Origin of the sequence: Shewanella sp. 11B5, from assembly GCF_002836795.1 — a bacterium.
Classification (GTDB): Bacteria; Pseudomonadota; Gammaproteobacteria; order Enterobacterales; family Shewanellaceae; genus Shewanella; species Shewanella frigidimarina.
The window spans coordinates 1-4,095 of record NZ_PJAP01000583.1 but is presented as its reverse complement, the minus strand read 5'-3'; the positions used below and the strand labels follow the sequence as shown (position 1 = coordinate 4,095).

Sequence of the window (4,095 nt, the reverse complement as noted above, 5' to 3'; positions counted from 1 at the left end):
TATTAACCTTTCGACAACATTAACGCCTCTAACTGCTCTTTCCACAAGTTTTTAAACTTTGCAAATGTTGACATAGGTCAACATTTTGTGAAATGATGCCAACGGGTCTACGCTTTAATAGGCGTAGAAAAGGGAAGAAAAACTAACAATCACAAGAAAAAGACGTGCTTAGTTGAAGTAACATTGATTAACAATTTTAGATCATGGTTATTTTGCAAAGTTGAACTTTTTAATTCACTTCAAATTGGTTGGGAACTATGTCCAAGGTAAGCAATAGAACAAAAATCGCTACTGCACTTGTTGGCGCTCTGGCTTTAGCTGGCAGCAACTTCGTTGTTGCAGATCCTCTAGCTGACGTTCAAAAAGCCGATAGCAGCCTTAATGCTGCTTCAGCTGCGTCGCAACAGAAAGTCGACAAATATTTTGACCAAGCACAAGACATGCTTTTTGAGTATGGCAGCGTTGCTGATGAACGTGAATCATTGAAGTCATACAATGATTACGTTGCAGGCTTGGTAGCTGATCAACAAAATTCACTTGATTTAATTCAAACTGATATCAACGGCGTAGATAAACTTCGCCAGGGTGTTGTGCCATTAATGTTTAAAATGGTTGACGCTTTAGAGCAGTTCGTAAATTTAGATTTACCATTTAACATTGAAACTCGTCAGAATCGTGTTAAAAATTTAAAAGATATCCTTGATACTGCAGAAGTCACATTGGCAGAAAAATACCGTCTAATCCTTGATGCTTATAGCATTGAGCGTGAGTACGGTAGCTTTGTATCGGTTCATACTGGTAAGTTAAATTTAGATGGTAAAGAAGTACTCGTTGATTTCTTCAATTTAGGCCGAGTTGCACTTTATGCACAAAGCTTGGATCAGAAAATCGCATGGATGTACGACGCAGATGCGAAGTCTTGGAATAAGTTAGACGATAGCTACCTACGTGATATTACAAAAGGTATCCGCATTGCTCGTAAGCAAGGCGCTCTTGACCTATTCGCATTACCAATCCCTGCTGCGGAGACTGCACAATAATGAAGAAGTTAATTACATCAGTGCTAGTGGCTGCAACTTTCTCTTTAACAGCTGGTATGGTTTCTGCTGCAGATGCACCAAAAACTATCGGTCAACTGTTACAGCAAGTTAAAGCCGACCGAGCTAACGAAGGTAAGACAAACGCTAAGCGTGAAAGAGAGTTTCAAGCGGAACGTGGCGATAAAGCTGAATTACTGAAGCGTGAAAAAAATGCCTTGTCTGCTGAAAAGCAACGCGGTAAAGATTTGAACCAAGCATTCTTGGATAACGAGCGTAAAATTGCTCAGTTAGAAGAAGATTTAAAAACTGCTCAAGGTGACTTGGGTGAAATGTTTGGTGTTGTTAAAGGTGAAGCCGGTGATTTCGCTGGTAAGTTAGCTGCGTCTAACATCAGTGCTCAGTTTCCTGGTCGTGATACCTTTATTGCTGAATTGGGTGCACGTAAATCACTGCCTAAAATTGAAGAGTTAGAACAATTTTGGGAAGCACAGTTATTTGAAATGGTTGAGTCAGGTAAAGTTGTTAAATTCGATGGTGATGTTACTGCTATCGATGGCAACGTAGTAAATACTGCAATTCACCGTGTAGGTCCTTTCAACTTAACTGCTGAAGGTAAATATGTTGTTTACAAACCAGAACTTGGTTTAATTCAACAGTTATCACAGCAACCAGAAGGTTATCAGGTTAGCGCAGTTGGATCGTGGGAAAATACTACTTCAGGTGTTGCTCCTTTCTATATAGATCCAGCTCGTGGCGTGCTACTAAACATCTTTACTAACAAAGCTAGTTTAGAAGATCGTTTAGAAGCCGGTGGAACAATTGGTTACATCATTCTTGCCTTGTTAGCTTTAGGTGCATTAATTGCCATTGAGCGTTTAGTTACTCTAACTATTATTGGCGCTAAAGTTAATAGCCAACGTAAAAACATCGAAAATCCTGGTAACAACGCTTTAGGTCGTATCCTAAAAGTATACCAGTCAAATAAAGATGTTGATGTTGAAACACTTGAACTAAAACTTGATGAAGCAATCTTAAAAGAAACGCCTGCTTTAGAAGCTCGTATTTCAATCATCAAAGTTATCGCTGCTATTGCTCCTATGATGGGTCTATTGGGTACAGTTACCGGTATGATCGCAACCTTCCAATCTATTCAATTATTCGGTACTGGTGACCCTAAATTGATGGCTGGTGGTATTTCTATGGCGCTTATTACTACCGTTCAAGGTCTAATTGCTGCATTGCCTCTAATGTTATTACATGCAATTGTTGTTGCTCGTAGTAAGTCTATTGTTCAAGTTCTTGAAGAACAAAGTGCCGGTATCATTGCAGAACATGCTGAGAAGAGGGCTGACTAATGATGCTAATCCTGATGGACGTATGGGATTCCGTCAGGGGCTTCATGGCCTCCGGAGGCGATGTCCTCTGGCTGGTTGCAGCTGTGCTATTCCTAATGTGGGTGTTAATGCTTGAACGTTATTGGTATCTAAATTGGATATCACCAAAACAACATCAAGCCGTTATCGCCTCATGGGAAGCAAGAGAAGAAACAACTTCTTGGCATGCTCACCGTATCCGTGAAGCTTGGGTATCCCAAGCGAAGCAAGATTTGAATGCACGTATGCTGTTAATCAAAACCTTAGTAGCCATTTGTCCAATGATTGGTCTATTAGGTACTGTAACCGGTATGATTTCAGTATTCGATGTGATGGCAGTTCAGGGGACGAGTAATGCTCGTTTAATGGCCGCTGGTATCTCAATGGCCACAATGCCGACAATGGCAGGAATGGTTGCAGCTCTATCGGGTGTTTTCTTTAGCACACGTTTAGACTCAAAAATGAGAATCAGTTTAGAAAAGCTAAAAGACAGCATGCCTCACCACTAGAGAGAGATTGAACATGGCACGTAAGAAGCATTCCACTATGGAAGAGGAAGCGCAAATTGATATGACCCCGATGCTAGACATCGTGTTTATCATGCTGATCTTCTTTATTGTAACAACATCGTTTGTTAAGCCATCAGGCTTAGACTACAACAAGCCTAAAGCGTCACAGGCTACGTCTAAACCTTCGGCGAACATCTTTATTGGTATCAGCAAAACTGGTGTCATTATGATGGAAAACCGTCAGGTTGATATCGAACGTGTAACTGCAAACGTAGAACGTATGTTGGCGGAAGCACCTGAAGCAGCCGTACTGATCCAAGCAGACAAAGACGCTTTACATGGTTTAGTCGTAAAAGTGCTTGATAACGTTAAAGCTGCAGGTATCGATAAAATTTCAGTATCAGCGGGGAATGAGTAATATGCTAAGAGCACTCGTATCAATAATCATTGGTGCTGCAGTGACTTTTGGGCTGTTTGCTTTCATGGCTTTCCTGGTCGGCGGTGGCGCACAACGCAACGGCGAATCAGCGGAATCCCCTGTTATTGAAATTACGATGGATAAACAGGATTCGAAGGCACAGAAAAAACCAAGGGTTACACCTAAGCCACCTCCACCACCGGAGCAGCCACCGAAGCCGGATACTACTCCGCCTGATTCATCATCTAATATTGACACTAATATGGCGTTCAATATGGGTGGGATCGAATCTGGTGGACCAAGTACAGGTTTCAAGCTTGGTAACATGATGACTCGTGATGGTGATGCTACTCCTATTGTTCGTATTGAGCCTCAGTATCCAATTGCTGCAGCTCGTGATGGTAAAGAGGGTTGGGTTCAACTTACCTTTACAATTAACGAACTAGGTGGTGTTGATGACGTTTCTGTTATCAAAGCTGAACCTAAGCGTTTATTCGATCGTGAAGCGATTCGCGCATTGAAAAAATGGAAATACAAGCCGAAAATTGTCGATGGCAAGCCATTAAGACAAAGTGGTATGACAGTACAACTTGACTTCACACTAGAGAAGGGAGGTAGATAATGCGTAAAGTTACTAGTATCGCTACAGCGTTATTACTTTCCGTCTGTGGAAGTGCATTATTGTCTAACACTGTAGTTGCTGCGGAAAAGTGTGAGATTGACAAGCGTCAATCTCGTGCCGTTGGCGAAAGCGC

5 protein-coding genes are annotated in these 4,095 nt (G+C 41.6%); all 5 read left to right on the top strand.

The genetic code is table 11. From position 1 onward, the window contains the following. Positions 1-257: 257 nt before the first annotated feature. The 5 genes from CXF78_RS13575 to CXF78_RS13555 are packed head-to-tail and all read left to right on the top strand — an operon-like array spanning position 258 to position 3,962. Positions 258-1,040, top strand: coding sequence for a DUF3450 domain-containing protein (locus CXF78_RS13575; RefSeq protein ID WP_011638076.1), 783 nt, complete (start codon positions 258-260; stop codon positions 1,038-1,040). Further along, on the top strand, positions 1,040-2,395 hold the full coding sequence (locus CXF78_RS13570; protein WP_011638075.1) for a MotA/TolQ/ExbB proton channel family protein: 1,356 nt from the start codon (positions 1,040-1,042) through the stop codon (positions 2,393-2,395). The genes CXF78_RS13575 and CXF78_RS13570 overlap by 1 nt, the downstream gene beginning before the upstream one ends. Continuing rightward, a complete protein-coding gene (locus CXF78_RS13565) occupies positions 2,395-2,922 on the top strand; it encodes a MotA/TolQ/ExbB proton channel family protein (protein WP_011638074.1) in 528 nt (175 codons plus the stop codon). The genes CXF78_RS13570 and CXF78_RS13565 overlap by 1 nt, the downstream gene beginning before the upstream one ends. A 13-nt stretch (positions 2,923-2,935) precedes the next feature. Then, positions 2,936-3,340, top strand: coding sequence for an ExbD/TolR family protein (locus tag CXF78_RS13560; protein ID WP_011638073.1), 405 nt, complete (start codon positions 2,936-2,938; stop codon positions 3,338-3,340). A gap of 1 nt (position 3,341) precedes the next feature. Next, positions 3,342-3,962 (top strand): energy transducer TonB, encoded by a 621-nt coding sequence (locus tag CXF78_RS13555; RefSeq protein ID WP_011638072.1) that lies wholly within the window; start codon positions 3,342-3,344, stop codon positions 3,960-3,962. Positions 3,963-4,095: the final 133 nt, after the last annotated feature.

Coding starts and splice junctions, on each gene's coding strand:
- CXF78_RS13575 (WP_011638076.1), top strand. CDS start 258: ATGTCCAAGGTAAGCAATAGAACAAAAATCGCTACTGCACTTGTTGGC.
- CXF78_RS13560 (WP_011638073.1), top strand. CDS start 2,936: ATGGCACGTAAGAAGCATTCCACTATGGAAGAGGAAGCGCAAATTGAT.
- CXF78_RS13565 (WP_011638074.1), top strand. CDS start 2,395: ATGATGCTAATCCTGATGGACGTATGGGATTCCGTCAGGGGCTTCATG.
- CXF78_RS13555 (WP_011638072.1), top strand. CDS start 3,342: ATGCTAAGAGCACTCGTATCAATAATCATTGGTGCTGCAGTGACTTTT.
- CXF78_RS13570 (WP_011638075.1), top strand. CDS start 1,040: ATGAAGAAGTTAATTACATCAGTGCTAGTGGCTGCAACTTTCTCTTTA.